The organism is Segetibacter aerophilus, from assembly GCF_007991655.1.
In the GTDB taxonomy this organism is placed as follows: domain Bacteria; phylum Bacteroidota; class Bacteroidia; order Chitinophagales; family Chitinophagaceae; genus Segetibacter; species Segetibacter aerophilus.
In genome coordinates this window covers 157,833-184,424 of sequence record NZ_BJYT01000011.1, presented here as the reverse complement: position 1 = coordinate 184,424, position 26,592 = coordinate 157,833, and the positions used below count along the sequence as shown (strand labels likewise).

Annotated in this window: 29 protein-coding genes; 11 read left to right on the top strand and 18 right to left on the bottom strand. The window is 37.8% G+C overall.

From position 1 onward, the window contains the following. The first annotated feature begins 141 nt into the window (after positions 1-141). From SAE01_RS15450 to SAE01_RS15435, 4 genes are read left to right on the top strand one after another with little or no spacing between them, the layout of a single operon-like run. The gene (locus tag SAE01_RS15450) at positions 142-1,005 is read left to right on the top strand and encodes a UbiA family prenyltransferase (protein ID WP_246113253.1); all 864 of its coding nucleotides are present in this window, start codon (positions 142-144) and stop codon (positions 1,003-1,005) included. Beyond that, positions 998-2,077, top strand: a complete 1,080-nt coding sequence (locus tag SAE01_RS15445) for a type III polyketide synthase (protein WP_147204689.1) — start codon at positions 998-1,000, stop codon at positions 2,075-2,077. Before SAE01_RS15450 ends, SAE01_RS15445 begins: the two co-directional genes overlap by 8 nt. Next, on the top strand, positions 2,074-2,769 hold the full coding sequence (locus SAE01_RS15440; protein ID WP_147204688.1) for a methyltransferase domain-containing protein: 696 nt from the start codon (positions 2,074-2,076) through the stop codon (positions 2,767-2,769). Before SAE01_RS15445 ends, SAE01_RS15440 begins: the two co-directional genes overlap by 4 nt. Continuing rightward, positions 2,762-3,901 carry an NAD(P)/FAD-dependent oxidoreductase gene (locus tag SAE01_RS15435; protein WP_147204687.1) on the top strand — a complete coding sequence of 380 codons (1,140 nt, stop codon included), beginning with the start codon at positions 2,762-2,764 and terminating at the stop codon, positions 3,899-3,901. The genes SAE01_RS15440 and SAE01_RS15435 overlap by 8 nt, the downstream gene beginning before the upstream one ends. Before the next feature lie 59 nt (positions 3,902-3,960). On the opposite strand, the gene SAE01_RS15430 is transcribed toward SAE01_RS15435, so the two are convergent. Then, entirely contained in the window at positions 3,961-4,212 is a 252-nt protein-coding gene (locus SAE01_RS15430) for a hypothetical protein (RefSeq protein WP_147204686.1), read from the bottom strand. A gap of 44 nt (positions 4,213-4,256) precedes the next feature. Continuing rightward, positions 4,257-4,634 (bottom strand): response regulator, encoded by a 378-nt coding sequence (locus SAE01_RS15425; RefSeq protein WP_147204685.1) that lies wholly within the window; start codon positions 4,632-4,634, stop codon positions 4,257-4,259. A gap of 260 nt (positions 4,635-4,894) precedes the next feature. Between SAE01_RS15425 and SAE01_RS15420 the strand changes: the two genes are divergently transcribed. The 4 genes from SAE01_RS15420 (at position 4,895) to SAE01_RS15405 (ending at position 10,971) form a co-directional block, all read left to right on the top strand. Continuing rightward, positions 4,895-5,500: a porin family protein gene (locus SAE01_RS15420; protein WP_147204684.1), complete on the top strand. Its 606-nt coding sequence runs from the start codon at positions 4,895-4,897 to the stop codon at positions 5,498-5,500. Between the two features lie 885 nt (positions 5,501-6,385). Continuing rightward, positions 6,386-7,807 (top strand): RNA polymerase factor sigma-54, encoded by a 1,422-nt coding sequence (gene rpoN, locus SAE01_RS15415; RefSeq protein WP_147204683.1) that lies wholly within the window; start codon positions 6,386-6,388, stop codon positions 7,805-7,807. Positions 7,808-7,841: 34 nt separating this feature from the next. After that, positions 7,842-9,350: a sigma-54-dependent transcriptional regulator gene (locus tag SAE01_RS15410; RefSeq protein WP_147204682.1), complete on the top strand. Its 1,509-nt coding sequence runs from the start codon at positions 7,842-7,844 to the stop codon at positions 9,348-9,350. A gap of 175 nt (positions 9,351-9,525) precedes the next feature. After that, positions 9,526-10,971, top strand: a complete 1,446-nt coding sequence (locus SAE01_RS15405; RefSeq protein ID WP_147204681.1) for a hybrid sensor histidine kinase/response regulator — start codon at positions 9,526-9,528, stop codon at positions 10,969-10,971. Positions 10,972-11,216: 245 nt separating this feature from the next. Here SAE01_RS15405 and SAE01_RS15400 read toward each other — a convergent pair whose 3' ends face one another. Both SAE01_RS15400 and SAE01_RS15395 read right to left on the bottom strand, forming a co-directional pair. After that, on the bottom strand, positions 11,217-11,735 hold the full coding sequence (locus SAE01_RS15400; RefSeq protein WP_147204680.1) for a hypothetical protein: 519 nt from the start codon (positions 11,733-11,735) through the stop codon (positions 11,217-11,219). A 265-nt stretch (positions 11,736-12,000) separates the two neighbouring features. Then, positions 12,001-12,954, bottom strand: coding sequence for a YihY/virulence factor BrkB family protein (locus tag SAE01_RS15395; protein ID WP_147204679.1), 954 nt, complete (start codon positions 12,952-12,954; stop codon positions 12,001-12,003). 186 nt (positions 12,955-13,140) lie between these two features. Between SAE01_RS15395 and SAE01_RS15390 the strand changes: the two genes are divergently transcribed. Together SAE01_RS15390 and SAE01_RS15385 are read left to right on the top strand one after the other, a co-directional pair. Beyond that, positions 13,141-13,287, top strand: coding sequence for a lmo0937 family membrane protein (locus SAE01_RS15390; protein ID WP_147204678.1), 147 nt, complete (start codon positions 13,141-13,143; stop codon positions 13,285-13,287). 70 nt (positions 13,288-13,357) lie between these two features. Beyond that, complete coding sequence (locus SAE01_RS15385; RefSeq protein ID WP_147204677.1) at positions 13,358-15,517, top strand: hypothetical protein; 2,160 nt, start codon at positions 13,358-13,360, stop codon at positions 15,515-15,517. A 60-nt stretch (positions 15,518-15,577) separates the two neighbouring features. Here SAE01_RS15385 and SAE01_RS15380 read toward each other — a convergent pair whose 3' ends face one another. Together SAE01_RS15380 and SAE01_RS15375 are read right to left on the bottom strand one after the other, a co-directional pair. Continuing rightward, entirely contained in the window at positions 15,578-15,934 is a 357-nt protein-coding gene (locus SAE01_RS15380; protein ID WP_147204676.1) for a hypothetical protein, read from the bottom strand. A gap of 127 nt (positions 15,935-16,061) precedes the next feature. Next, entirely contained in the window at positions 16,062-16,529 is a 468-nt protein-coding gene (locus SAE01_RS15375; protein ID WP_147204675.1) for a ferritin-like domain-containing protein, read from the bottom strand. 272 nt (positions 16,530-16,801) lie between these two features. Here SAE01_RS15375 and SAE01_RS15370 point away from each other — a divergent pair, with 272 nt between their 5' ends. Further along, complete coding sequence (locus SAE01_RS15370; RefSeq protein WP_147204674.1) at positions 16,802-17,269, top strand: hypothetical protein; 468 nt, start codon at positions 16,802-16,804, stop codon at positions 17,267-17,269. Positions 17,270-17,291: 22 nt separating this feature from the next. On the opposite strand, the gene SAE01_RS15365 is transcribed toward SAE01_RS15370, so the two are convergent. The 12 genes from SAE01_RS15365 to SAE01_RS15310 form a co-directional block, all read right to left on the bottom strand. Further along, a complete protein-coding gene (locus tag SAE01_RS15365; protein WP_147204673.1) occupies positions 17,292-17,645 on the bottom strand; it encodes a diacylglycerol kinase family protein in 354 nt (117 codons plus the stop codon). A 45-nt stretch (positions 17,646-17,690) separates the two neighbouring features. After that, entirely contained in the window at positions 17,691-17,906 is a 216-nt protein-coding gene (locus SAE01_RS15360) for a hypothetical protein (protein ID WP_147204672.1), read from the bottom strand. 21 nt (positions 17,907-17,927) lie between these two features. Then, positions 17,928-18,347 (bottom strand): hypothetical protein, encoded by a 420-nt coding sequence (locus SAE01_RS15355; RefSeq protein ID WP_147204671.1) that lies wholly within the window; start codon positions 18,345-18,347, stop codon positions 17,928-17,930. Positions 18,348-18,551: 204 nt separating this feature from the next. After that, positions 18,552-19,898 carry a cell envelope integrity protein CreD gene (gene creD, locus SAE01_RS15350; protein WP_147204670.1) on the bottom strand — a complete coding sequence of 449 codons (1,347 nt, stop codon included), beginning with the start codon at positions 19,896-19,898 and terminating at the stop codon, positions 18,552-18,554. Positions 19,899-19,992: 94 nt separating this feature from the next. Beyond that, a complete protein-coding gene (locus tag SAE01_RS15345; protein WP_147204669.1) occupies positions 19,993-20,292 on the bottom strand; it encodes a winged helix-turn-helix domain-containing protein in 300 nt (99 codons plus the stop codon). Between the two features lie 40 nt (positions 20,293-20,332). Further along, a complete protein-coding gene (locus SAE01_RS15340) occupies positions 20,333-20,998 on the bottom strand; it encodes a hypothetical protein (RefSeq protein WP_147204668.1) in 666 nt (221 codons plus the stop codon). A 194-nt stretch (positions 20,999-21,192) separates the two neighbouring features. Beyond that, a complete protein-coding gene (locus SAE01_RS15335) occupies positions 21,193-22,386 on the bottom strand; it encodes an aspartate aminotransferase family protein (RefSeq protein ID WP_147204667.1) in 1,194 nt (397 codons plus the stop codon). 155 nt (positions 22,387-22,541) lie between these two features. Then, the gene (locus SAE01_RS15330) at positions 22,542-23,570 is read right to left on the bottom strand and encodes an alpha/beta fold hydrolase (protein WP_147204666.1); all 1,029 of its coding nucleotides are present in this window, start codon (positions 23,568-23,570) and stop codon (positions 22,542-22,544) included. 52 nt (positions 23,571-23,622) lie between these two features. Next, positions 23,623-24,453, bottom strand: coding sequence for a hypothetical protein (locus tag SAE01_RS15325; RefSeq protein WP_147204665.1), 831 nt, complete (start codon positions 24,451-24,453; stop codon positions 23,623-23,625). Between the two features lie 5 nt (positions 24,454-24,458). Further along, positions 24,459-24,833: a GntR family transcriptional regulator gene (locus SAE01_RS15320; protein WP_147204664.1), complete on the bottom strand. Its 375-nt coding sequence runs from the start codon at positions 24,831-24,833 to the stop codon at positions 24,459-24,461. Between the two features lie 9 nt (positions 24,834-24,842). Continuing rightward, on the bottom strand, positions 24,843-25,637 hold the full coding sequence (locus SAE01_RS15315) for a hypothetical protein (protein WP_147204663.1): 795 nt from the start codon (positions 25,635-25,637) through the stop codon (positions 24,843-24,845). After that, complete coding sequence (locus SAE01_RS15310; protein WP_147204662.1) at positions 25,634-26,488, bottom strand: ABC transporter ATP-binding protein; 855 nt, start codon at positions 26,486-26,488, stop codon at positions 25,634-25,636. The genes SAE01_RS15315 and SAE01_RS15310 overlap by 4 nt, the downstream gene beginning before the upstream one ends. Positions 26,489-26,592 lie beyond the last annotated feature (104 nt).

Here is a 26,592-nt window from a genome sequence, read left to right as displayed (position 1 = left end):
GCTACGTGCTGGTACGGGAGTAGTACGAACAAGCTGTTCTAGCAATTCACTCGCATTTCATCCTAGCATCCGATGCAACATCCAATGTGAACGCTTGTAAGGGAGATTGCATTTAGCAGTATATTTAAAACAAAAATTTATTTGCTTCAACGTTCTACAATACAGCTACTTCGTTTTCCTTTTTCTTATTTTTTAATGCCCGTTTACTGGTTTGCAGTCAGTTTTGTAGATACTGTAAATGTTCCGCGAGCCATTCTGGTTTTTGTAATTCTTCATTTGCTGGTATATCCATCCAGCAATGGTTACAATAGCTATATGGATAGAGATGACGGAAGCATAGGTGGAATTGAAAAGCCGCCTCCGCCTACTAAGCAATTGTTTTTTGTAACCGTCGTGATGGATGTGGTGGCAGTTGTCTTATCGCTGTTTGTGTCTTCCTTATTTGCTTCCTGCATTGTTATCTACATCCTTTGCTCGCGTTTATATAGTTACCGCGGAATTCGGCTGAAGCAATACCCCTTATTGGGATATCTCACAGTGATTTTTAACCAAGGCGCCCTCACTTTCTTCATGGTCTACCATGGTGTTGACTCGAATCTTACGAATCACATGTCATTCATAGGTTTGTTAGCCGCCGCTTTTTTAATTGGAGGATTTTACCCTATTACCCAGATTTACCAGTACGAGGCTGATGCAAAAGACAACATAACAACCATTAGCATGAAGATGGGAAAAAAGGGAACTTTCATCTTTTGCTCGCTCATGTATTTGTTAGCCCTGGCACTTTTATGGTCATATTATCGCAACCATGAACTTTATAAACCTTTTATTGTTTTATTAATCTTTTTCAGCCCTGTGGTCGTATATTTTGTTCAATGGTTTTTAAAGGTGCTGAAGAACGAAACCCTTGCCGATTACAAACATACAATGCAAATGAACTGGCTGGCGAGCACCTGTACCAGCCTCGCTTTTATAACAATAATTCTGCTTCAAAAATTTGGCTAATATAATATCTATAGGAACTGCTTTACCTCAATATTGCCACCCGCAACAAGAGATCCTGAAGTTTATGCAAAAGGCTTATCGTCTAAACGAAGATGATGCACGGAAGCTTAGTTTCTTATACAAGCAAAGTGAAATAGAAAACCGTTACTCAGTGTTGCCTGATTTTGGAAAACCTGAAAGCGAGTGGGAATTTGTTGAGCCTGATGCAGGGGAAAAATGCCTTAATAGCAGGATCGATCTTTTTGAGTCAAATGCGCTCGCCCTGTCGGTAGCGGCCATCAAAGAGTGTGTAAAAAATTTTATTGAACCTGAAGAAATTACTCATTTAATTACTGTTAGCTGTACCGGAATGAGTGCGCCGGGCTTAGACTTACAAATCGCAGAAGATCTCGGCCTCTCAAATAAAGTCTTCAGAACTTCTGTAAATTTCATGGGCTGTTATGCAGCAATTCATGCGATGAAGATTGGAAAAATGATTTGTGATTCAACCAGCAATGCAAAGGTTATAATCGTTTGCACTGAGCTTTGTACTATTCATTTTCAAAAGCATTTTACCCTCGACAATGCTGCAAGCAGTTTGTTATTTGGAGATGGAAGCGCTGCGTTGCTGCTCTCGAATTCTATAACTTCTCCCAACGCTTTAAAGGTTAAAAGCTTTTATTCAGAGATTTCATATAAAGGCAAAAACGACATGTCGTGGCAAATAAGTAATACCGGCTTTCTTATGAAGCTGAGCGCTTATATACCGCAGCTGATACAGGAAGACATAGCTGCTTTAGTAAAGAGTGCATTAGACGAAGGCAACCTTGATCAAAGTGATATAACTCACTGGTGCATACATCCGGGTGGAAGGAAAATTTTGGAAGTAATTAAGTCAAAGCTCTCACTTTCAGCGGAGGACCTGTCCTGCTCAAAATCTGTTTTATCCAAATACGGAAATATGTCTTCCCCTACTATTTTATTCGTCCTCAAGGAAATTATGGAAGGGACAAAGCACCGTGCAGCAAATGTTTTCGGAGTAGCATTTGGCCCCGGTCTGACTATGGAAACTTTCATTGCATCAAAAGCATGAACCTTACCGAAAGGTCATATCAAACCGAATTTTTAGACGAAGAATTAATTCCTTTTGAAGACATTAAGCAAAATCTAAAAGAGCTCGATTTTATAAACAAATGGTTGGGTGGGCACAGTATTACAATCGACGGGTTCAGGCAGTTGGTTGAAAATAAAAAGGAAGTGTCTGTCTGCGAAATTGGTTGTGGTGGTGGTGATAATTTGGTGGCCATTCAGAAATGGTGTAGATCTGAAAATATAAAGCTGTCTATTACGGGAATTGATTTAAAGAAAGAGTGTATTGATTTCGCGAAAAGCAGGCAAAGCAGTTTCTCCCATGTTAACTGGATTGTTTGCGATTACAAAAAGGTAAGTTTTGAACGTAAACCTGACATTATTTTCTCCAGTCTATTTTGTCATCATTTTACTTTTGAGGAATTAGTGTTTCAATTTACGTGGATGAAAGAAAACAGTACGATCGGTTTTTTCATAAATGATTTGCAAAGGAGTACGATAGCATATTATTCCATAAAAATCCTAACACAATTGTTTTCGAAATCCTACCTGGTAAAAAATGATGCGCCCTTAAGCGTTGCACGGGGATTTACCAAGGAAGAATTAAGCCAAATTTGTAGCCAAGCAGGTATTAGCAACGCAACGATACAGTGGAAATGGGCTTTTAGATACCTCGTTAGCTATAAACATGAGTGATAATCTTGTATACGATGTAGCCATTATTGGAGGAGGACTTGCAGGCCTTTCACTTGCCATTCAATGTGCTGATGCACAGTACAGCGTTGTTCTCTTTGAAAAAGAAGAGTATCCTTATCATAAAGTTTGCGGAGAGTATATCAGCCTCGAAAGCTGGGATTTTTTACACAGAATAGGGGCTGATCTGAAAAGTTTCAACTTGCCTTTAATTAAAACCCTTCACTTGTCGGATGTAAAGGGTAAAACTTATTCGTTCAACCTGCCTTTAGGTGGATTTGGTATCAGCCGCCACGCTCTGGATCACCGGCTATTTAAAATAGCTCAATCAAAAGGGGTAACTGTTTTTACTAATTGTAAAGTAACTGACGTCAGTTTTTCTAATGACCTTTTCACAGTAAGCAGCGCTGGGCGACAGGTAAGGGCAAAGGTCGCCGCGGGATCTTTTGGCAAAAGAAGCAATCTCGATATTAAGTGGAAAAGAAGTTTTGTATCCCAAAAGACTGAAAGGCTGAACAACTATGTTGGAATTAAATACCATATCAAATACGAACACGACAAGGACAGTATTTCCTTACACAACTTCTATAACGGCTATTGCGGGCTTTCTAAAATTGAAGATGATAAGAGTTGTCTCTGTTATTTAACAACTGCATCTAACTTAAAATCTTGTGGGAATTCAATTGAAGAGATGCAAAGGCAGGTGTTGTTCAAAAACCCAAAGTTAAAGTCCGTTTTTACTTCTGCTGAGTTTTTGTATAAAGAGCCATTAGCAATCTCGCAAATTAGTTTTAGTAAAAAGTCCCAGGTTGAAAATCATGTCCTCATGCTCGGGGACGCGGCTGGAATGATCAGCCCCTTGTGTGGTAACGGTATGAGTATGGCGATGCACTCGTCTAAAATATCATTTGATTGTATTAAACTATTTCTGGAAGGAAAAGTTAGTCGTAATATAATGGAAGAAAAGTACGAGGCAGATTGGAAAAAAGCGTTTTCATTGAGGCTATGGGTAGGACGAAATGTCCAGAGATTTTTTGGTGGAAATACTTCAACTTCTTTGTTTTTGCAAACGATGCATTCAGTTCCTCCCTTGGCGAAGGCTCTTATTAAATCAACTCACGGAACTTCTTTTTAAGCAAAATGCCTGGCACTAACTGTACCAGGCACTTGAATAAAAAATTACGTGCGTATAAACTACATCGACAATCCTTTTCCATCTTGTACCGGGCTCTCATTGCCTGAGGCGGTATTGTTGTTGGCGTCTTGTAAATATTCTTGCTGCTCATCACTCTTCTCATAGGATTTTTTCTGTTGCTCCGGCCTTGCAACGCCTTCACCATCCTGCACTTGGCTATCTCCTGTAGTTTTACTGTTCTCTTTCGAATCAGTCGAAGATGTTTTTACGTTCTCCGAAATATCCTTTTCTGCATTAAATGATTCTTTCATGATTTCTGGTTTAATTCATAATATCCTTTTCGAAAAAAGTATACCTATTTCAAGAAGTTGTCGATCTGCGTGATGGAGATAGGTTTCTCAACAATATGACATTGCATACCTCCATCTCCATTCAAGTCATCTTTGTCTTTGTCATCGCAAAAAGTTTTATTGCCTGGCTTATTAGCGCTAATTAAAAACAAGTGTACACCAGGAACAGCTTTCATAATATTTGGAGCTTCGGGCCATCCCAAACCATCAGGGAGGTTATTGTCAAGAATTACTATATCTGGAGAATTGTTTTGTACTAAACCTAATCCATCATGAAGTGTATGAGATATACTTACATCGCAATTTCTCTTGGATAAATAGAATTGCATCAGTAAACAAAAGTCTACTTCATCATCGATAATTAATACTTTCTTTCTATCCATACTGCATTGTTGTAAAAAATGTTGCCATCGTGTTCTCTAAATTATTCTATAAGGGATTTTTCTATTTGTAGAAACAATTTCTCATAAAAAAATTAATTTTTATTTTTTTCTAAACATGTTAACCAGTGGGATTACTCGTATTAATATGATAAGAAATTGACATTTGTCTGCTTTTTCTTTTGGTTACTTCCTTGGCATCTACCGGCACAAAAACCTAAATGGCATTAAAATTGACTAAGGAGAGAAAAAATTGATTTAGCATGAAGAAGCTTTTTTTGGCATTAGTAATTAGCAATGGCTTTAGTCTGGTGGCAGGCGCTCAAAGTAAATTTTCTCTTGGTCCGAATGTCGGGGTGGGCATGTCCTGGTTAGACAATACTCCTAACAGAAAAACTAAACTTGCCGGTAATGCAGGTCTGTCGCTTGTGTATAGTGCAGCTGAACATTTCGGAATTGGTCTGGATGCAAAGTATTCTTTTGAGGGCGGAAAGTTTTCAGCCAATAATCAAACAACTACTTCAGATCTCAATTACTTCAGGATTCCGTTGAAAGCAATTTATTTCTTTAGCAGCTACGGACATAAAGTAAGACCTAAGGTATTTGTTGGTCCTTCCTTCGGCTTTCTTAGCGGAGGGCAAACCAAAATAGAATCTCCTGTCATTACTCAAACCGTAAACTCTAAAGATTTTTATAAGTCTTTCGATTTTGGTCTTACAGGTGGGGCCGGCTTAAATGTTCGCCTGGCAACCAATACCTGGTTTAACGCTGATGTTAATTACCTACATGGCATCACTGATATTAGACCAACCACTAAACAACATAACAGGAACTTGGGGGTTAACATAGGTGTCAATTTTGGCCTGTAAACATCCTTGAAGAAAAAATGCTAAATGCTCCGAAGAGGGGCATTTAGTATTTAAAGCACGTTGATTGTAAAGAAGACATGAGATTCTTATAGATCAAAGAATTAAAGAAAGTTTTCTTAAAAGTGGTATGGAATTTACTTAGTAAGATTAGAAGAATTAATAACCTATGAAAGCCTCAGGAAGATTTTTAAAGAACGCACTGGAATGCATGACGCAATGCGTGCTATTACCGGGTGTGCAGCTTCACTTCGACGATGTCTTTAGATTTTACGCAAAAAATATTGGGACAATTATAAATAAGCACAAAAAGCATTAAAAGCTCTGGTAGTAACACTCGTTGGTCGCTTGACATTCCCTACGCTATTTCATAATCAGTTCACATCGTCGGCCGGCAGTAAAACTGCACTTTTTCTAGTTTTTAGGATACTTTATTAAAAAGCTCCAAACTGTATAAAAATCCTCATCTAGTTTTTGCTTTTCTGCACTCTCTATATTTCTCTTTCCTTTTTATTTTTTCTAATTTTATTAGTGCTTAACGAAGCACTGTTTGGAGTTGTAGAACAGAAAATATAACTAAATAAAGCATTGAGAGGAAAACAGTTGGATGGGAAAAAATGTATTATACCAGTGTGGTCCGCCTGTTTCGGTTACCTTACAAAACGTTGACTTTTCTTACACCAAAATAAAAACAAAAGCGGCTGTGGAAACTTTTCTACACTAGGTATTTTTATTTAAGATATTATTTTAGTGAAGTTTATACAGTATTTAAAATGTATATTTGTAAAACGTTCTTCTTGTTTTGTTTATACTTTTTTTGCACATCTTTAAAGTTTGGTGTTGTATTGGATTCAGTGAAAGTGAACATTTAAACCTCAGATAATCAATATGCTCAGCCAAATTCAAACCCAAAAACAGCAGTTGAAGATTTTGCCTCAGCAAATTCAAATGCTGAACATTTTTCATCTTAATGTTTTAGAATTAGATCAGCGTATCAGTGATGAATTAGACGAGAATCCTCTTTTGGAGATGAATGAAGAGGAAGAGACGGTAGCAGTTGAGAAGTTTGCAAAAGAAAATGCACAGGACTATGAAGATTGGGAAGAACACGGATATGATGATGTACCAGATTACAAACTGGAGTACGAGAACTACTTCAATAGCGAGTCGATACCTAATGTACCTATAAAATCTTTTAGCGATTATCGCGAAGGCCTCAAGGATCAGATAAGGTATATGGACCTTTCAGAAAAACATTTAAACCTGGCAGATTATATAATTGACTGCCTTAACTGCAACGGTTTTTTGCTACAGGACCTAGAGGACATGGCAGATGACCTTTCGTTTAAGCATGGAGTTATAGTGGAAGCTGACGAATTGCAGGAAGTGGTCAATCATATACAAAAGCTTGATCCTGTTGGGGTAGGTGCCAAAAATACAAGGGAATGTTTGCTACTACAGCTTCATCACCTCAACAAGAAAGGTCCTGATGTGAAGATGGCTATCAAACTCCTTGAGAACCATTATGCAGACTTGTCTCATCGTAATATGGAAAAAATTATGGAGGCACTTTCCATAGATGAAGATGAGCTAAAAATTGTCCTGAGACTTTTGGCTTCTTTAAAACTTAAGCCTGTTCTCGAAGAATTTGAAGGCACTACAGTTAACAACAATATAATACCAGATTTTATACTTACAGTTGATGATGATGGTGATATTGAAGTCAATTTATACAGGTCAAGATCCTCGTCTTTGTACATCAACCAGTCGTTGATGGAGACGGTGCAGTTTGCCGGTGCTACACGCGACAAGCAAGCCACTCAGTATTTAAAAAGTAAGTTGAGTTCGGCGCAGTGGTTTGTAAATGCGATTAAGCAACGTGAAGGAACCATGATGCAAATAATGAAAGCCATTGTTGACCTACAAAGAGAATATTTTAAAACAGGGGACGTAAGCCTTTTGAAGCCAATGATTTTAAAAAATATAGCTGACAAAGTGGGGGTCGACATTTCCACCGTATCAAGGGTTACGTCAAATAAATACGTTGATACGCCTTTTGGTATTATTTTGCTGAAGAATTTATTTACTGAAGGCATCATTAATAAGGAGGGCGAAGTAATAAGTAATAGAGTTATACAATCCGCAATTGAAGCAGTTATAGAAAAAGAGGATAAGTTAAATCCATACACCGATCAGCAATTGGTAAGTATTTTAGCGAATAAAGGTATAAATGTAGCCAGGCGGACTATTGCAAAATACAGGGAACAACTACAAATTCCCGTTGCCCAGTTGCGAAGAATGTGGGCCTAAATCAAAACTAATTAATAAGTATTAAATTTTCTAAATGAGTAAAATTTTAGTGATAGATGACGACGTAGACATGTGCTTACTTCTAAAGCGATTTTTAAGTAAGAATGGATACGAAGTTACGCTTGCCCATAACGGCAAAAAGGCGCTTGAGGAGCTAGAAAATGCTGAGCCGAATCTTGTACTGTGTGATTTTAGATTGGAAGACATTGATGGAAAGGAGTTGTTGATTAAAATAAAAGAAAGATATCCTCGTACGCCGGTAATTATTGTTACGGGCTATAGTGATATTAAGGTTGCTGTAGATGTAATGAAATTAGGGGCATACGATTATGTTACAAAGCCATTGTTCCCTGATGAAATCTTATTAAGCATTAAATCTGCCCTACAAAAGAGCGCAACTAAACAGGAAAATGTTGCTACGGTAATAATGCCTGAAGATGACTCAAAAAATAGTACAAAGTCCAAAACAATTACATCAGGCCAATACATTTTCAGTGATAGCCCCGAGTTTAAAAACATACTAAAGCAAATAGACCTTGTTTCTCCAACTAACTATAGCATTCTAATCTATGGTGAAAGTGGAAGCGGCAAGGAAGCGATTGCACAGGAGATACACAAGCGTAGCAAGCGTAAAGACATGCCTTTTGTGGCAATCGACTGTGGCGCCCTCTCAAAAGAATTAGCAGGAAGTGAGTTATTTGGTCATGAGAAAGGATCATTCACAGGAGCCCTTAACCAAAAAATAGGAAACTTTGAGATAGCCAACGGAGGTACTATTTTTCTTGACGAAGTAGCCAACTTGTCTTACGACGTTCAGGTGGCTTTGCTAAGGGTTGTGCAAGAGAGGAAGATGCGCCGCATAGGTGGTAATAAGGACATTGATCTTGATGTTCGTATTATAATAGCAAGCAACGAAAGATTATTGGATGCGGCTAAAAAGGGAAAATTCCGGGAAGATTTGTATCACCGCTTCAATGAGTTTAGTATAGAAGTGCCGCCTCTTCGCGAGCGGAAATATGATATGATGATTTTCGCGAAGCACTTTTTGAAACTTACAAACGATGAATTAAGTAAGAACATCAAAGGGTTCTCTCCTGAAGTAGAAGCGATCTTCAAAACCTACGTCTGGCCAGGGAACCTGCGCGAGTTAAAAAACGTTGTAAAACGTGCCACGTTGCTTTGCGATACTGAGTACATTATGCCGACTGTATTGCCTTTTGAAATCACCAATTTTACTAAACTACAGTTTGGAGAAGTCAGTGAAGAAGCAACTTCTAATTTACAAGTTAGGCAAGCAGATCCGGCTCCGCCAGTGGCCACTTATTCTGCCCCTGTTTTACCGGAGCCTGTATTTACCAAACAACTGGAGATTAATGAACACAGTCTTAAAGGAGCTAGTATTGATGCAGAATATGAGATGATTGTAGAGGCTTTAAGGAAGGCTAATTACAACAAAAGTAAGGCTGCTAAAATTTTGAACGTTGACAGAAAAACGCTTTATAATAAAATGAAGCAGTACAAGCAGTTTAATAGTGACTTGTAAAAGAAAAAATTATAAAAAGAAAAAAGGGTAAAAAAAGTTACCCTTTTTTCTTTTGCAAGAGACAGTAAGTCGATGTAGAGAGTTTGCCTTCCCTTATAAAAATAATCTCTGATTATTTACACCAACTTCTATGATAGCACGTATATAAATAAACTTTGAAAAAGGGTAGATATAAATGAACAGACAAAACCAGGAAAAGCGGATATTGATAGTAGATGACGACGAAGACGATTTTTTTATTACTTCTGAGTATATTAAAAGTATTCCTGCTAATAAATTTATAGTAGACTGGTCATACAATTATAATGATGCACTGAAGAAGCTGGTATCGAATGAGTATGATATCTACTTCGTCGATTACAGGTTAGGTATAAAGACAGGGATGGATCTACTGAACGACGCCATTCAGCGCGGCTGTGAAGCTCCTATAATATTGCTCACCGGTAAAGGCACACAGGAAATTGACGTAAAGGCAATGGAGAGTGGCGCGTACGACTATTTGATAAAATCAGAATTAAATACTGAAAAGCTCGAAAGGTGCATTCGTTACTCGCTTGAAAGAGCAGCATCGATCCAGGCACTCAAAGCAAATGAAAGAAGGTATCGAAGCATTTTTGAAAAATCGAAAGATGTAGTTTTTATAACTGATACTGAATTCAGAATCTCGGAGATAAATTATGCAGCTACCGAGTTGTTGGATTATGAACTTGATGAGTTAATCAGGAGGGACATTTTTTCTCTTTTCAAGAATAAAAGCGACCGAACGTATTTCGCAGACATACTAGATGAGATAGGTGAATTCTACGATTATGAAGTGGACCTTCTTGCAAAAAATGGGGAGATTAAAAATTGTATTATTTCAGCTTCCATAGAAATAAACAATAATGCTGAAAAATATATCCAGGGAATTATTCATGATAATACGAGCCGCAAAAAGGCTGAGAAAACTTCTTTACAAGCCGAAAAGTTAGCTGCAACCGGCCGTCTTGTACGTACCCTCGCTCATGAAGTAAGAAACCCTTTAAACAACATTAATCTTTCCATAGAGCAGCTTATCCAGCAGGCTGGTGATGATGACTCCAAATTATACTTGGACATAGTACAACGCAACGGTAAAAGGATAGGGGATTTGATAACGGAGCTTCTTAATTCAGCACGCCTATCGTCTCAGATAAACTTGCATAAAACTTCATTGCAATCGGCAATGGATAATGCAATTTCTGCTGCAATAGACCGGATGACTTTAAAGCGTATTGATCTCCAAGTCTCTTATCCTGAAGTTGATTGTTTCGTCTTACTTGATCCTGAGAAGATTCAACTGGCATTTTTAAATATTATTATAAATGCGGTCGAGGCAATGGAGGAAGGTGTTGGCATCCTAAAGATCACAATTACCACAACTGAGGACGAGCATATTGTTGAAATTAAAGATAACGGCAGTGGTATTAGTGATGAGAACATGTCACGCTTATTCGAGCCCTATTTTACCTCCAAAAGAAATGGTATGGGTTTAGGCCTCGCTTCTACACTCAATATAATTCAATCTCACAATGCTCATATCGATGTGAAATCAGAAATTAATATTGGAACTTCTTTTATTATAGGCTTTAAAAAAGTATAAGTTCTTAAAGGTTGAATTCATTTTCAACTCCGATAAATTATTGAAACAAATAAAAAGAGAGGCTGAAACTGCCTCTCTTTTTATTTGTAAATCCTATACACTAAAAATTATCAATTCGCTTTTTAGACATTTCTCTTTTTTGCTTCTAAAAGTTCTAAAGTAAACTACATATAATTTGAACTGAAGGAGAGTTAGTCGTTGAATAAGTTGAATAAAGAGTAGATTTTCTTCGTATAGCTTAAGTTTTAAAATCCGTAATTATGAACCGTCGGGCCACTTAAATCATAGCTACGGGAAGCAGCTCCGACCGAGTCAAATAGTGAAGAGAAAACCGACCAAATCTTCTTAAGCAATAAGTTCTTCTTCTCATAATTGTTATCGTAAAAATCAACTTTTAGTATTTGTACTTTAATCAGTACCTGTGTTGTTAGCGCATTGTTTATTTCTTCTGCGGTTAAATCTGTCTGATAAGCTAATTCTTCGGGGTCATGAATAATTCTTGCTTTTCCGAAAACGTTCATGAAATAGTCCTTACCCTTCTTGAAGTAATTCAAGCCTACAGGAAATTCACGATCAAACTGGCTGATTAACTGTTGGGGACGGTTAATGAAAAAAGTAATGTAACCACAGTCATCCACCTTAAATGTATGAATGATAGTATTATTGATTTTAAGGGGACTATTGCTGTGGCAATAAAAGATAGCAACCTTTATATCTTCTATTTTTTCTGCGATAAAATGTAAAACTTTCTCATTGTGCATCATGTTTAAACCTTTAGTATATATACTTCTAAAAGTGTACCTGATTTCAACAAAATCCTTAAATTTTCTCTGTGGAATCAATTCTACAGCTAAGGGAGTGGAAATGAACGCTTTAACTGCTTTTCCGCTTTAACCAGTCTATTTAAAGACTGGTTTATGATCACCCCAACATTCCTATTATGGGAGTAAAAAGGCCTAAAATGAAACGTTTTGACGTTTGCAGTCAGCTAGTAGTCATGATGACAGCTAAAATTATATAGTCAGGCCTTTAGGGTTGTGCTGCTTCATTGTTTTTTCCTGCAAGCGCAACAGGTATTGTTTCTATTTCTTTTGCCTCTCTTTTAATAATAAATACCGCAGTATCATCTGGAATTATTCCGCCCCCGTACTCAAGCGCGTAAGACTTGGTAAATTCTGCACCAAAGTAGAGTATAAGCGAAGTGTAATACACCCAGAGAAGTATGATAATAACAGACGCTGCAGTACCATAGGTGGCACCCAGGTTAGATCTACCAAGATAAAATCCGATCGCAGCTTTTCCGATTATGAACAGAACAGATGTAAACGAAGCTCCTATAAAAGCATCCTTCCATTTTATTTTTCCATCCGGTAGTACTTTAAAGATTATTGCGAACAATAAACTAATAATGACAAAAATTATCCCGATGTTAATTACATAAAAAATGTAAACGGTGCTGTGAGGAAAGTAGTGTGTAAGACGATCGCTTAGCAAATCAAGCAAAGCACTTACAACCAAAGACACGATCAATAAGAATCCAAGGCTCACAATTAATGAAAATGAAAGAAGCCGATTGACAAGATATTTAACTATACCCCTTTTAGGTTTGGCTCGTAGCGACCAAATAAAATTTATAGAGTCTTGAATTTCCGTAAAGATGCCCGTTGCTCCAATTACCAGGAAAACAGTTCCTATGATTGTTCCGATAATACCTTTATGTGAGTGCTGGCCGTTTTTAATAATCTCTTGTACTTGTAAAGCGGCATCACTTCCTATTAATCCATTCAGTTGACCATACAGTCTGCCTTGTACTGCATCTCGTCCGTAAAAAATAGCAGATAGCGATATTATTATTATCAGTAAAGGACCGATTGCAAAAATTGTATAGTACGATAATGCCGCACTTAGCTTGGCGCAGTTATCCTGGCTGAAACCACTTGCAGCGCCCTTTAACACATGGAAATATTTCTTAATAAATTTCATCGGTTAGAATTACATGAAACTAGTATTAAGTTCGTGCCAGTATCATAATAAATTGTGTAAACGTGTATTTTTTTTCGCGTCTTATCTTATTTGCTTTCAATCTCTTATGCCGGCAAACGTATTCTCTTTCTTTTGCCAAAGACAAAGAGTGGCATGGTTCTTTAAATTATTTTTCAAATTCATTTTATGAGAAGTATACTTTATATTATAGCTGTGATATTAGTTATCGGATGGTTGTTAGGCGTTTTTGTGTACAGCGTAAAAGGTATCATCCATGTACTCTTGGTTCTGGCTATTATTTCGTTGCTACTTGGCTTGATAAGAAGGGTCTAAGTAGTTTATCGTTTTCGGATAAATTTAGCTACAGGTTATCTGTAGCTTTTTGTTTTTAAATAAAACCAAGATGTCAGCTAAGAAGCCCGGAAGAAAATTTTACATTATTACTTCAATAGTTGTGTTATTTCTGACTGCGGGCTTTGTTTTCTATAAAATTAAAAAACACAATTTTCTAGATCACCAGCTTCAGAGTATTGTTAAGGAAAAAACCCATGAATTATACAAGATTAGTTATGATTCAATATCTGTTGATGAGATAGGTGGCGATTTGTACATAAAGAATATTTACATAAAAGGAGATACCGCGCGTCAATTAGAACTAATCAATAAGAACGACACAAATGCAACTGCAGTAATATTCGACATTTTTGTTCCAATGCTTAAAGTAGTTGATTTTAAAACTGCAAGAGCGCTGCTGTCGAAACAAATGGAGTGTAGGCAGATTGTAATATCAAATCCACAAGTACGTCTCTATCTTTTTCCGGGACAGGGTAAACAAAAAGACGATAAGAAAAAGCAGGAAGAGTTATACAAGCAGCTTTTAGGAAACTTTAAATTGATGAAGGCAGACAGCGTATCGGTCATCAATGCTCAGGTCGTTGCTTCTGATTTTTTTTCCAAGGAAGTCAAATTTCGTACGTTTCAAACTACGGTAAACCTAAGTGGCGTTGCAATAGATAGCACTTACAACCAGGATACAAGCCGCACGTTATTTTGCAAGGAGATTGGAATCAAATCAGACAAAATAATTTTTGGCGACAAAAAAAATACTGCAGAAGCATCTTTCGCAACGTTCGACACCCGTTCAAAAATTGTTGCATTCTCCTCAGTCAGTTACGATGCTTTTAAAAACAGCGGCTTCTTTAAAACAGAGCTTCAAGGAATATCTTTAAGCGGAATTGAATGGTTAGGCCCCGTAGAAAATTCAGATCTTATCGTAGATAAGGTTATAATTAACAAAGGTGAATTAGAAACACTTTTAGATGACAGCAAGGATAGTAAAAGCAAGCAAAACAAGGAGGGAAGAATTTTAACGGGGTGGATCAAAAAGTTTTCGCTTAACAGTTTGCAGGTAAAATCCGTCAATTATATCAGCCGGACAACCGAAGAAAACAAGAGGCCGTTCCAGGTGAAGAACAATTCTTTTCTAATTAAAAATATAAGCATAGATAGAACTGCGGCTTTCAACGGAAAGCTGATCAATCAAGCCAAAGAAATAGACTTGTACAACGACGAGATCAGTATAAGGAGTGCAGACAATATATATGAATACAAAGTGTCTGGGATTAGATTAAACTCTAAAACAAAAAGTATTTCAATAAAGTCATTAAGGATTATACCTCAGCTCGATGAAGCTGCTTTCGCTAGGAAAGCCAGATACCAAATCGACCGCTATAATATTATTATAAAGGATGTAAGATGCAGTAACGTTGATGGCGAAAAGTTGGTGAGGGGTGAAATAGATATAGAATCGATCAACACGGTAGGAAGTTCAGTTAAAGTCTTTCGCGATTTATCTTATCCTATCGACAGCATATCGAAACAGGGGCAACAGATGACTTACCCCCATCAAATCATTCATAAACTTGGCTTACCAATTAAGATAGACAAGTTTGTTTTCTCAAATACTTATATAGAATACAAAGAAAAAAACCCGAAGTCTGAAAACAGCGGACGGGTAAGATTTGCTAATACAGCATTAACCTTAAAAAATGTTTCAAACCATAAACCGAGGGACGGTGAAAAAATAGTGGTAAGCTTTAAAACCAATTTTTTAGATGAGATTCCTTTAACAGGGGGTTTTACTTTCTCCCTAGATCAATGGCAAAAAGGAGTTTTTACAGCAGAGGCTTCAATTGCTAACAACATACACGCTACAACGCTGAATCAATTAACTGAACCTATGGGGTTGATAAAAGTTGAAAAAGGGGAGATCCATTCGTTGACGTTTTCTATGAAGGCTGATACAAATACATCAAACGGAACTTTATTAATGCCGTACGAAGATTTGAAAGTATCGCTGCTAAAAAAGAAGGGCGATGAGTATGCTAAAAAAGGAATATTTAGTTTACTGGCAAACCTGGCGGTAAAGAACAGTAATAAGGAAGGCAGTAATATGCGAACTGCTCAAGTGGTGATTACAAGGAACAAGTACCGGTCATTCTTCAACTTTATTTGGATGACCGTTTTCAAAGGATTAAGAGATGTTGCTGTTATAAAAATATAAAAGCGCCACTGGCGCTTTTATATTTTTATAATACTTGTCAATCCCTTACAAATCTCTTACTTACTTGGTCGTCTTCTTTTGAAAGCTTTCTACTTGTTGCATAAATTCAGAAAGCTTACGATCAGCGTAAGGCCCGTAGGCATCAACTAATGTTCCTTTCAAACCGTCTGTGGTTTCGATAACGTAGCAAATAGTATTATCGTTGGGATCAGACTGGCCTTCGAACCTAAAGAAATTAACCACATTTACATCTTCAGGCTGATATACTTTTTCAGTCTTCAACGATCTCAGACCTTTGTCAGATATTTTAAAGTCATCATCATAGCCATCCATTACCATTTTATTAGTCACCAGTGCAAGCGATTTCATATGAGGTATCAGGTCATTATTTTCCATAAAGGTGCTATTTTCTTCCATAACGTTGGTTTTTAAAATGATTGAAAATTTCTTGCCAGAGTAACTAAGAAACAGTGCATAAATGTAAAAATAAAAGCCGGCAAAAAGTACCGGCTTTCTTCTTAAAATTATAAAACACTCTAAACCCCTAACTTACTTTATCGTGCAGATCGCGATATTTTTTTATCAAATCATGCGAAGTTTTCAGATCGCTTTTTTGAGTACTTATTAATTGTCTTATTTCTGTGCTCATATATGCGTCTGACTCGAGCGCAGCTTCATAGGCCCGTTGAGCAACGTCTTCGCCATATTCACAATTACCTAAAATTGTTTCCCTGTCCTTACCGGTAATTGCTGCTTTTAGATCCATCCAAACGCGGTAAACTTTGCCCGATACAGTGGTGTCATGAGCAGCTTCGCCACCAAGTCTACCTACTTCCTGTACAAGTTGCGCAGTGTATTTGCGGCTTTGGTCAGCCATCTCATTAAATATTGCTATTAAGTCTACATCTAAATCTTTTGCTTCTTTTACCGCTCTTTCATAGCCTACTACGCGATCATTATTTATTCTGATAAGATCGTTTAAAACGCTTATTAATTCTTCTTGCTTTTCCATGATGATTTATTTTAAATGTAAAAAGTACGGTTACAGGATAAGTAAAAAAAACGGGCCATCATTATATTCAATAGATCTATTACCGCTTCTAGCCCGGTTGCTATGAGTACAACTTTGTGAGCAAAAAATTCTACGCTTAGTGGTTGAGCTCCAATTATTTAGACAAAAAGCATGAGTTAGTTTAAATGAATTAAAGAATAATATTATGCGAGACGAAATGCTCAAAAGTGGCTAATGGCATGGATTTTATCATTTGCTTTGAAACTAATATTATGAAAAATCTGGTGGTGCTCTGTTCTATCATGTGTGTTTCAGTTTTCACTGCAAATGGTCAAAGTATGGGTAGAAGTTATAAGACTGCGCTTGGGGTAAAAGTCTGGGACGGAGGAGGTATTTCTTTTAAGACTTTTGTAGCACCTAATAACGCGTTAGAGGTTATTGGTTATCTGTATCGAAATGGTACCAGGCTTACGGGCTTGTATGAAATCCACGGAAATATTGCAGATGCACCAGGGCTTAAATGGTATGTAGGACCGGGGGCGCATTTGGGTTTCTACAATTATAAAGGCTATACAGGTGATAAGGCTGTAGCTGGAATTGATGGTGTTTTAGGGTTGGATTATAAAGTCAACAAAGCGCCACTAAATTTTTCCATTGATTGGCAGCCCTCGTTTGAATTTGCAGACGGCCGCGGCTTTGTTGGAAGTTGGGGTGGCTTGGGGATACGATATACTTTTTAATGTCTGGAAAAAATGGATCAAATTAAAAGGCGTGGATTTTTGGTAAAAAGATAATTGCACCGATAATTGTACTTATAATTGAAACAAATAACACGGCGCTTGCCGACATGTCTTTGATAGTTTTAATGGCAGGGTGATACGTTGGATGGACAAGGTTACAAATTTTCTCAATTGCACTGTTAATCATCTCGAGGGAAAGCACTGTTCCGATACAGCCTAACACCACCATCCATTCTGGTGCTGAAATATTCAACCACCAACTTACAATCACAACCACGATGGCTATCACCATTTGTATTCTTCCATTTCTTTCATGTCTGAAGAAGATGACCAAACCATTAAAAGCGTAGAGAAATCCTTTCAGGAAATTTAGCATCAAAAGTAGATTTTGGCGAAAATCTACTTTAATAAACGCAATCAATCAACTTGTTTTTTCTGCAATCCATTTCCACCAAAAAGCAGTGCAGGTGGTATAGATGAACATGTGACATAAATCGTCGCTTAAAGAATGACCGTTTCTTATAATAGCTGCGAAAACAGGCACAAGAAAAGCAGCCGCCAGTATAGTGATAGCCATTCCCATGAAAGTGATTGGAAGATACGCCCAGCCAAAAGGTTTAAACCAAATCGGGTTCATATGTTATAATTTAAAAAGGGATTAATAGTTGGAGTAGGGTAGTGATGTTGTGGAAAATTCCGCAGACGCTATCCTAGAATAAGTAAAATCGATAACTGTCAAACACCAGGTTGCGGATGCGATGATCAACCAGCAATACACATTTCTTAAAAGAACGAGATTGACGTGCAGCTGCTGATTATCTTTTTTTAAATGCAGATGAACTACTTGAGGCAGGTTAATCAAAATCGCAAGTAGGGGTCCGAGTAACATTATAACATCCCTGTTCCATCCTACGAAATCAAATTCCTGATTTTTGAAAATTGGTTCAATAATCTTCCATAGTGCCGGAGTATTAAAAGCGTCGTTAAGCCACGAAGAGATAACAAAATAAACTGAGGGAAAAATAAGCAGCATTCCTCCAACCACAGCCAACGGTCGAAGTAGAATAGTAGTATTCATTTTTATGAATTTGGTTTAACAAGAAATAGGTTTAAAGCTTTTTTACTTTGAATTTCCAATACGTCAAAAAGGGCTATAAAAATCAGAAGTAGGTGAAGTAACAATGTTGAAAGATGGCCGGAAGACATTCTTCCAATCTATAATAGAAACACTTGCACGATAACAACCTCACATTTCTACCCCGGCCATTACTTCAACAATATTTTACACCGTTTCTATTGTGGCAGCTGGTAGGGTCGGATGATACCAGTTTATTTTTCTGCTTGCATACATAACCAGCGCTAATACTATGAATAGCCCAATACTGCCGACCAGCAACGCAGTATCTTCTAAGCTAATCAGGACAAATATGAAAGTATATAGAGCGGATAGTACGCCGCCAAATACAGAGGCAATTTTCCAACTAACAAAATGACTTTTGGCATAAAGGGTAATCAGCGTAACTGTAGCTAGAGCTGCAATTAAATAAGCATAATCAAAAACGATGTATTCGCTAAAGGAAAGCAACAACGAATAAAAAATCACAAGTGCCAGTCCTACCAAAACGTACTGAACCGGGTGGACAGGTTTTCTTTGCATCAGTTCAACAATAAAAAACAATGAAAACGTAAGACCTATAAAAAGGATCGCATATTTCACGCTTCGCATTGTCTTTGCATATTGATCAGCAGGTTGTAACATAGTAACGCCAAAGGCAAAAATGTCTTTGTCAATTTTAAGATCTTTTGAAGCAGTATTGAAGGGTAGGTTTGCTTTATTGAAATTCCACCTGGCGGTAAATCCTTTTTCGGTTACAGTCCGGTCAGAAGGCAATGTGTTACCGTTAAATGATGGAATAGCCCAGGTTGATTTAAGCGTAAACTGGCTATTGCCGGCGAGGGGTACAAAGCTTAACTGCTCACTGCCTTTTATATTAATGCTAAATGTGAAGGGTATGTCTTTCCCGAAATTTTCTGCAGCCAAAGGGATGGTTGCAGCAAGACCATTTGAGTCAACTTCATTGGTAGGTAAACCTGCGGTAAGGTCGTAGGCAGTACCGTTGAAAGTAACCGCCACTTTTCCTTCAATTCCTTTAAAATCATTTAGACCGACGCACAGTTTTGCTTCACTAAACAATAGGTTTCCCGGCAAAATATCGTGTGGTAGTTTTATTGAAAAATTTCCAATTGCAGAGAGGCTACTTTTATAAAGGAGCACGTTGTAAATTGAACGGTGACTCTGCTGAGGAGCGATGTTGCCGTTAATGTTTAAATTTTCTGGTAAGAAGATAGCATTCTTTCTTTCCGTAAATTTTTTATTAGCAGTGTCTGTAACAACTTCGTTATAAGGAACAACGATATACGGACCTGTAATCGTCTGTGCTTTCGCCCACTTATTACTTACCTCAGCTACCACATCTTTTTGTCGTTGCTCACGTTCCTGTACCAGGTTTGTAATGAATACCGTTGGAATAAGCATGATGAGTATAAGAGCACCGGTAATGGCTCCCTTGATTAAGATCTTGTTTGAACCTGTTGCTTCATTTGGACTTGCATTTGAATTGTGTTCCATTTGTCTTTTGTTTTGATTTTGAGAAAGATTATAGAGAAGTGTTTGTTGTATTTGAAAAAGCACTTTGAATTTCAAAGTACTAGTACAAAAAAAATTAGTTCATGGATTTTATCATTTGCTCCAATGCATCAAGGTGCGCTTTAAAAGCTTTTTGACCCGCCTTAGTAACTGAGTAAGTTGTATTTGTCTTTCGGCCTATGAACCCTTTCTGAACTTTTACATATTCGTTCTCTTCAAGCGTTTTCAGGTGACTCGCGAGGTTACCATCTGTTACCTGTATCAATTCCTTCAGCTCATTAAAATTCACTTCACTATTTACCATAAGGGCGCTCATTATACCCAACCGAATTCGGCTGTCAAATATCTTATTAAGGTTTTGTATCGGGTTATTCATGCGATCGCTTGCCGTTTGGCTTTTACTAAAAAAATTTCCATTACCCTTCTTTTCTTTCGTACTTATTCAACATAAAAGCACCGTATACGATATGTAAAATACCAAAGCCAATAGCCCAAAAATATAGACCCCATCCGATAAACCAGCAGCTAACTATTCCCAAAATAATTTCACAATATCCCAGGTACCTGATCTCGCCTAAAGTATACTTGCTGCCGTTTAAAAGAGCAAGTCCATAAAAAATTAGGCATCCCGGGGCTACAACTCCGTAGCTTCCATCAAGTATTAATTTCAATAAAAAAACGCCGCCAGCAATCATAGGAATACTCACGTTGATCAGCAATCTACGCGCACTTGTTCCCCAAATAGGCGTATTGTTTTTACGGCTCCGGAGATATGTAAATATGAAGGCAGAAACGAACGCAGTTAAAAAAGTTAGCGCAGCTATTACAATAAGTTTGTTACCTATAAATTCCTGCACCGTATCAAACCGATCATGTCCATTTCTATAATCAAGATTCGAGGAGCTATTATCTTCAGCATACCTGCTGCGGCTCATAATATTGTTTGCAAACCAAGCCCCTGCTAAAGCGCAAACGCCGGCAGAAATACCGCTCCAACCGCTAAGACTAATAAAACGGCTACTTCGCTCCATCATTTGTTTTATATCCTTTATAGCGGAGAGTTGTTCAAAAGCATCAGTCATAAAAGTACTTTGTAATTCAAAGTAACAAAGATCTTTTTAATGCACCAAACATTTCAAGAAAAGTTTTTTAGTCAGAAGATTACTGCGAGAAGGATGAAGGTTACTTAAGAGTTTAGAAGAGTTATGTAGCCTGCTTTGGTAATTCTATTATTCATTCGTTGCGTCGCACCCTTGTACTTATCATTTAAATGGAGCTATTTACCTTGGTAGACTTCTTCAATACTACTCATAATAACGGAACATATTTCCTTGATTTCTGCTTCGGTAATGATAAGTGGGGGAGCTATTCGCATACAATTAGGTGCAAACAAAAACCAATCGCTTACAACCCCTTTCTCTATGCATCTGTCTATTATCGGCTTGCAAACTTCAAAGCTTTCAAATTCAACTGCGAGCCATAGTCCTGCAGAACGAACTGAATGAATCCTGTCATGTTTTAAACAATTAAGAAACAGTTCCTCTTTTGTCTTAACCTCTTCAATCCAATTTTTTTCAACCAACACTTTTAGTGCAGCCATTCCTGCAGCACAACTAACAGGGTGCCCGCCAAAAGTAGTTATGTGCCCCAGCACAGGATTATTAGTCAGCGAATCCATCAAACTTATATCAGCAATGAAAGCCCCTAATGGCATTCCCCCACCAAGAGCTTTGCCAAGCAACAATATATCAGGAACGACACCGTAGTGTTCAAAAGCCCACAAGCTTCCCGTTCTTCCAAAGCCTGCCTGTATCTCATCAAAAACCAATAAAGCTCCCTGCTCAGTACATGTAGTTTGCAAGGTTTTAAGCCACTTTTCTCCAGGACGGTTAACGCCACTTTCGGCCTGCACAGTTTCGACTATTACACAAGCAGTGGTATTGTCGATGCAGTCAATTAACTCCTGGGAATTATAATCCAAATGATAAATATCCGGCAGTAAAGGGCGAAAGGCATTGCGCCAGTATTCGTCTCCCATAACACTTAACGCGCCCTGTGTGCTTCCGTGATAAGCTTTATTACAGGCTATGATCTTCGACCTTCCTGTCACCCGCTTAGCTAGCTTCATGGCGCCTTCTGTAGCTTCTGCACCGCTGTTTGTGAAATAGACCGAATTCAAAGAGGAGGGGAGATAGTCCGTTAAGAGTTTAGCATAAGCAACTTGTGGTGTTTCGATAAACTCGCCATATACGATCAGGTGCATGTAACGATCGACCTGGTCTTTTACTGCTTTTATAACTTCAGGATTACTATGACCAATATTACAGACACTAAAGCCGGAGATAAGATCGATATATTCTTTGCCGTCAACGTCCCACATTTTTATGCCTTCGGCTTTTACAATTTCTAATCCTATTGGGGCAGGGGAAGTTTGGGCGACATGGCTTAGAAATAATTGGCGGTTGGTCATTGGGAAGATGACAGATGAGCAATGAAGGTTTGAAGATTACTGATGCAATAATAGGATTTTTGGAATAATGTTTTGGTAACAACAAAGTGCTGGGCGGAGTGAACAGTATTTGTAAAGATTTGATGGAAATTGGTTTCGAGTTGCTGCAAAGACGATTAATGATCTAAGAATTTTACAATTGTTTTTATATACACTTCCGGCTGCTCCACGGAAATGAAGTGGCCGGCATTGGGTACAATAACAAGTTGATGGTTGGGAAAGATGTCGAGGTATTCTTTAGTAAAGCCCCACTTTTGATTGTCGCACTGCCCTTTCATCACCAGGACTGGAATGGCCAGGTTTTGCAGCTTTGAACGAAAATCGCGTGTTTTCTGAAGATCTTTAAAAGTCATGATTTGCGCATAAAAGCCGCTGCCAGCTTCAGCTTTTAAAAATTTGTTTGTATCGCAGACGGCCGACTTATCTACTTCATAATCCAGTGCAGTTTGAAACATATCTGCTTCCCTGTCTGTTGCCAGTTTTATATGAAATGTTGTGGCTAATAATTTAACTACATCCGTTCTCAGGTTTCTTAGTTTTTTATTTCCCATCGCATTTGTAAACAAGGGATCTTTTAAGTGAAAGCTATCAGGCGCTGGAATATTCGCCAGTTCTTGACGCACAGGGAAAATGGGGCCGGGGCAGGTTAAAATTAGTTTGTCAACTAAGGCCGGATATTTAGCAACAAATGAAACAGCCAGGATGGCGCCCCATGATTGACCGATAAGAATTACTTTTTGTGATCCGGTTCTGCTAATTATTTCTCTTAAGTCTCTTACGTGTCTCTCTACTGTATACTCTTTAATATTCTTCAACCTGTCCGACTGGCCACTGCCGACCTGGTCGTATAAATAAACATTATAGCCATTTTCAGAAAGCCGCCTTAATACATCAATACCTTCTTCACGTATGTGTCCGCCTGGTCCTCCATGCAGGTAAATAATTGGTTGCTTTATTCGTGGGCCTTTTGCACGTAGCAATGTGTAACCAATTCTTGAGCCGGTTGAGAGTTTCCAGAATAATGTACCGGCTCTTCTCCATAAAGGAGGTGACGAATAACTTCTCGGAACAAAGGCCTTGTACAAAAAGAGAATGCAAAAAAATAGCAAGACATACTTAAGAACTCTATAGATTTTCTTTTCCATTTTTAGAAAAATCAGCAATAAAACGTCGATACCTCTTCATATCATCAAAGATCTACTTGCGAATCGTTTTTAATGTTCCTCCTGAAATGATCACAGCCGCACTATCCGTAATATTTAACTTCAACGATTTTATTTGCGCATGGCCGATATCTAACAAAGACACATCTTTTACGTCGGCTTCTACAAATTGAATATTCATTGTTTCCCAACCTTTTTTTATTGGCGGAGGCGCAATCATAATGCTGGAAGAAGGAAAACCTTCTTTTTGTATTGTAGGTGTTTCTTTTGGATTTGTTTGAGCGGTGCTTTTAATATTATCATTCATCACTTCAGGGGACATTTCGAAAACCACTTTCGTTGAATCTTTTTGGGTGATATAAAGGGTGTCGAGTCGTGATAAAAAGCTTTCTACCTCCACCATCGATTTACCTGACAGGTTTACTTTGATGCCTTTTTGCTTTAGTTTAAACAATTCAATGTTTGTGTCAAATCCATCTATTGATAATAATTCAGGACTGAATATTCTAATTGGAGTACTATTTCTCAGCCATTGCCTTTCATTCTGATTTTGAAAGGTATTAGCGAACGTTATGAAGAGTGTGTCATTTTTTACAAAAGCCTTCACCGCACCTTTATCGTAGCCATCCCAATTTTTAAACACCCGTACCGATGCATTTGGGTTTTGTTCAAAAGCAATATTTGTGACGTTCCCGCCATTAATTTTTAAGTGCTTAAAAGGCTGCTCAAGAATTTTACCATAGGTCCAATACAAGTCACTTTTATCTACTTTATCGTATTCTTTCTTAAGTAAAACATTCGAGGCGAACATAGCTGTTACAAGCAACAGAAATGTTACAAGCAGGATTATCGAACTTATTTTCATACTGGTTATTTTTTAAAATTGTCGTTTATAAATTGTTGGTACAGGCTGTTCACCTCTTTAAAATCGACGTCTAGCAAATACATATTTCTAAAGAAAACAGGTAGCTCGTTTGCGATAAATTGTTCTTTTCTAAAGGCTAGTATTCGTTCAAGTGCGTCTGCGTCTGTGAAATAGCCAATGCCGCGTTTGTTTGAAATAATTTGTTTTTGCTGAAGGAAGTCGTAAGCTCGTTGCACCGTGTTAGGAGTGACTTGCATTAGTACAGCGAGTTCGCGGATACTTAAAATTTTCTCACCTAGCTCCCATTTTTTCAATAAGATCTGCTCGCAAACGTACTCCGCAATTTGAATGTATATCGCCTGGTTTTCTCTGAATTCCATTCTTAAAATTTAAAATTCTTTCTCACGAAGACGTACGTAAGCTGTAATCAAAAGAACTGAAGGTATAATGTATAAAATACAAATGTCGACAGCTTTAGAAGCAAACGATGGCAGAATGATTTTTCCGAATTCTTTGCCTACGGTGATAAAAACTGCATAGTAAGGAAGTGCCTTGTCAAGATTGTCAAAGACTGCTTTTGCCATAAAATAATTGAGATACGAGCCTGCGATAAAAATGGCGCACACAATAAGTGCAACTTTTATAAACGCAGCTTTATTAAAATAGAGGGCACCGACAAGCATTGCGGTTGTAAAATTTGCAAACATCATGTAAGCCTTTCCCGCTATAAACCCATTATAGGGCAAGACATTTATAGCCTCGTACATCTCCTTGTAAAAAGGACCTGTAGGATTAAGTGCCTTATGATAGATGGATACAAAAGCAATATCGATAGCGCGGTAAAAAAGCAGGAAGATTGATGTGAATATTACCCCCGTGATTAGAACTGCGCAGAGCCACTTTTCAAAATGTGAGGCTGGTAAAGTAAGATAAGATGAGCCACTTGCATTTGAAGTAAAATAAGTAAACACAAAAGACGCGAGGAAGGTGCCGCCACCAATAAAGCCGATCAAGAACGAGCCGTTTTGCGCTACGTCCCAAGGTCCCATGTATCTTAGGATGGCATAGAACAATACTGTGATAACAAGGATAAGACCAATTAAACCCAACAGTTGTGCAGGGCGCTCGAGTAAGGTTTTCTTGAAAAGCCAGCCAAATCGTTTCAGGTTGAAAGTATCATTCATTTTACAAGTGTTTCGGTGTTTGAGAAAATTGCTTTGATCATTTCAGGGTTCTCGGTTACAGCATTAAACAGTTGCTCAAGGTTTACTTTTGAGTCTTCGCCTTCCGTGTTTTCCTGCACCACAGAAATTCCTTTAAGGGTGTCTTCAGCGTATAAGACTCGAGTTGGATCGTCCACTTCTGAAACGGTTTTAAAGCAAAGCTTTTCAGAGATATCGCCAAGCGAAGCATTTAAAAGCAAAGAGCCATTATCGACAATGATTATGCGGTCGATAAGATTTTCGAGATCGCGAACCTGGTGGGTTGAGATCACAATTGTGCGGCCTTCGTTCATTACGGAGGCAATCAGTTTTCGAAATTGAATTTTTGAAGGAATATCTAACCCGTTTGTTGGCTCATCAAGCAGCAATACTTTGGTGTTGCATGCAAGGGCAAACGCTATGATGAATTTTTTCTGTTGACCGAATGAAAGGGTGTTTAGCTTTCCTTCATCTTTTACATCTAGCTCTTTTAAATACTGGCTGAATTTTTCATCCTCGAAGCTGGGATAAAAAGGTGCAAACAAATTGCGGTAACCTTTTATGGTTAAAGACGGCACGTAGACCTCTTCAGGAATAAAATAAATGGTTTGCAGAAAAGAAGGTTGGCGTCGTCTAGGTTCGAATGAATTAACGTTGATTTTCCCTTTTGCCGGAAATAACAAGCCGATTAAATTTTTAAGCAAAGTAGACTTACCGGCCCCGTTTTTACCTAACAATCCATAAATGGTTCCCGTCTCCAGTGTGAGTGTTAGATTTTTGTACAGCATTTTTTTTCTGCTATATCCAAAAGATACATCTTGTATTTCTATCATGGTGTATTAGTTAAGTAATACAGTAAATGTAGAAACAATAATTCTGTTTTGCTAATTTTTTTCTTTTAATGAGTGACATTCTATAAACTACTGCTTTGTCCTGG

What these genes read in the sequence shown, in the direction of transcription:
- SAE01_RS15440 (WP_147204688.1), top strand. Translation starts at nt 2,074, where the DNA reads ATGAACCTTACCGAAAGGTCATATCAAACCGAATTTTTAGACGAAGAA.
- SAE01_RS15435 (WP_147204687.1), top strand. Translation starts at nt 2,762, where the DNA reads ATGAGTGATAATCTTGTATACGATGTAGCCATTATTGGAGGAGGACTT.
- SAE01_RS15430 (WP_147204686.1), bottom strand. Translation starts at nt 4,212, where the DNA reads ATGAAAGAATCATTTAATGCAGAAAAGGATATTTCGGAGAACGTAAAA.
- SAE01_RS15425 (WP_147204685.1), bottom strand. Translation starts at nt 4,634, where the DNA reads ATGGATAGAAAGAAAGTATTAATTATCGATGATGAAGTAGACTTTTGT.
- SAE01_RS15420 (WP_147204684.1), top strand. Translation starts at nt 4,895, where the DNA reads ATGAAGAAGCTTTTTTTGGCATTAGTAATTAGCAATGGCTTTAGTCTG.
- rpoN (WP_147204683.1), top strand. Translation starts at nt 6,386, where the DNA reads ATGCTCAGCCAAATTCAAACCCAAAAACAGCAGTTGAAGATTTTGCCT.
- SAE01_RS15410 (WP_147204682.1), top strand. Translation starts at nt 7,842, where the DNA reads ATGAGTAAAATTTTAGTGATAGATGACGACGTAGACATGTGCTTACTT.
- SAE01_RS15405 (WP_147204681.1), top strand. Translation starts at nt 9,526, where the DNA reads ATGAACAGACAAAACCAGGAAAAGCGGATATTGATAGTAGATGACGAC.
- SAE01_RS15400 (WP_147204680.1), bottom strand. Translation starts at nt 11,735, where the DNA reads ATGATGCACAATGAGAAAGTTTTACATTTTATCGCAGAAAAAATAGAA.
- SAE01_RS15395 (WP_147204679.1), bottom strand. Translation starts at nt 12,954, where the DNA reads ATGAAATTTATTAAGAAATATTTCCATGTGTTAAAGGGCGCTGCAAGT.
- SAE01_RS15390 (WP_147204678.1), top strand. Translation starts at nt 13,141, where the DNA reads ATGAGAAGTATACTTTATATTATAGCTGTGATATTAGTTATCGGATGG.
- SAE01_RS15385 (WP_147204677.1), top strand. Translation starts at nt 13,358, where the DNA reads ATGTCAGCTAAGAAGCCCGGAAGAAAATTTTACATTATTACTTCAATA.
- SAE01_RS15380 (WP_147204676.1), bottom strand. Translation starts at nt 15,934, where the DNA reads ATGGAAGAAAATAGCACCTTTATGGAAAATAATGACCTGATACCTCAT.
- SAE01_RS15375 (WP_147204675.1), bottom strand. Translation starts at nt 16,529, where the DNA reads ATGGAAAAGCAAGAAGAATTAATAAGCGTTTTAAACGATCTTATCAGA.
- SAE01_RS15370 (WP_147204674.1), top strand. Translation starts at nt 16,802, where the DNA reads ATGAAAAATCTGGTGGTGCTCTGTTCTATCATGTGTGTTTCAGTTTTC.
- SAE01_RS15365 (WP_147204673.1), bottom strand. Translation starts at nt 17,645, where the DNA reads ATGCTAAATTTCCTGAAAGGATTTCTCTACGCTTTTAATGGTTTGGTC.
- SAE01_RS15360 (WP_147204672.1), bottom strand. Translation starts at nt 17,906, where the DNA reads ATGAACCCGATTTGGTTTAAACCTTTTGGCTGGGCGTATCTTCCAATC.
- SAE01_RS15355 (WP_147204671.1), bottom strand. Translation starts at nt 18,347, where the DNA reads ATGAATACTACTATTCTACTTCGACCGTTGGCTGTGGTTGGAGGAATG.
- creD (WP_147204670.1), bottom strand. Translation starts at nt 19,898, where the DNA reads ATGGAACACAATTCAAATGCAAGTCCAAATGAAGCAACAGGTTCAAAC.
- SAE01_RS15345 (WP_147204669.1), bottom strand. Translation starts at nt 20,292, where the DNA reads ATGAATAACCCGATACAAAACCTTAATAAGATATTTGACAGCCGAATT.
- SAE01_RS15340 (WP_147204668.1), bottom strand. Translation starts at nt 20,998, where the DNA reads ATGACTGATGCTTTTGAACAACTCTCCGCTATAAAGGATATAAAACAA.
- SAE01_RS15335 (WP_147204667.1), bottom strand. Translation starts at nt 22,386, where the DNA reads ATGACCAACCGCCAATTATTTCTAAGCCATGTCGCCCAAACTTCCCCT.
- SAE01_RS15330 (WP_147204666.1), bottom strand. Translation starts at nt 23,570, where the DNA reads ATGGAAAAGAAAATCTATAGAGTTCTTAAGTATGTCTTGCTATTTTTT.
- SAE01_RS15325 (WP_147204665.1), bottom strand. Translation starts at nt 24,453, where the DNA reads ATGAAAATAAGTTCGATAATCCTGCTTGTAACATTTCTGTTGCTTGTA.
- SAE01_RS15320 (WP_147204664.1), bottom strand. Translation starts at nt 24,833, where the DNA reads ATGGAATTCAGAGAAAACCAGGCGATATACATTCAAATTGCGGAGTAC.
- SAE01_RS15315 (WP_147204663.1), bottom strand. Translation starts at nt 25,637, where the DNA reads ATGAATGATACTTTCAACCTGAAACGATTTGGCTGGCTTTTCAAGAAA.
- SAE01_RS15310 (WP_147204662.1), bottom strand. Translation starts at nt 26,488, where the DNA reads ATGATAGAAATACAAGATGTATCTTTTGGATATAGCAGAAAAAAAATG.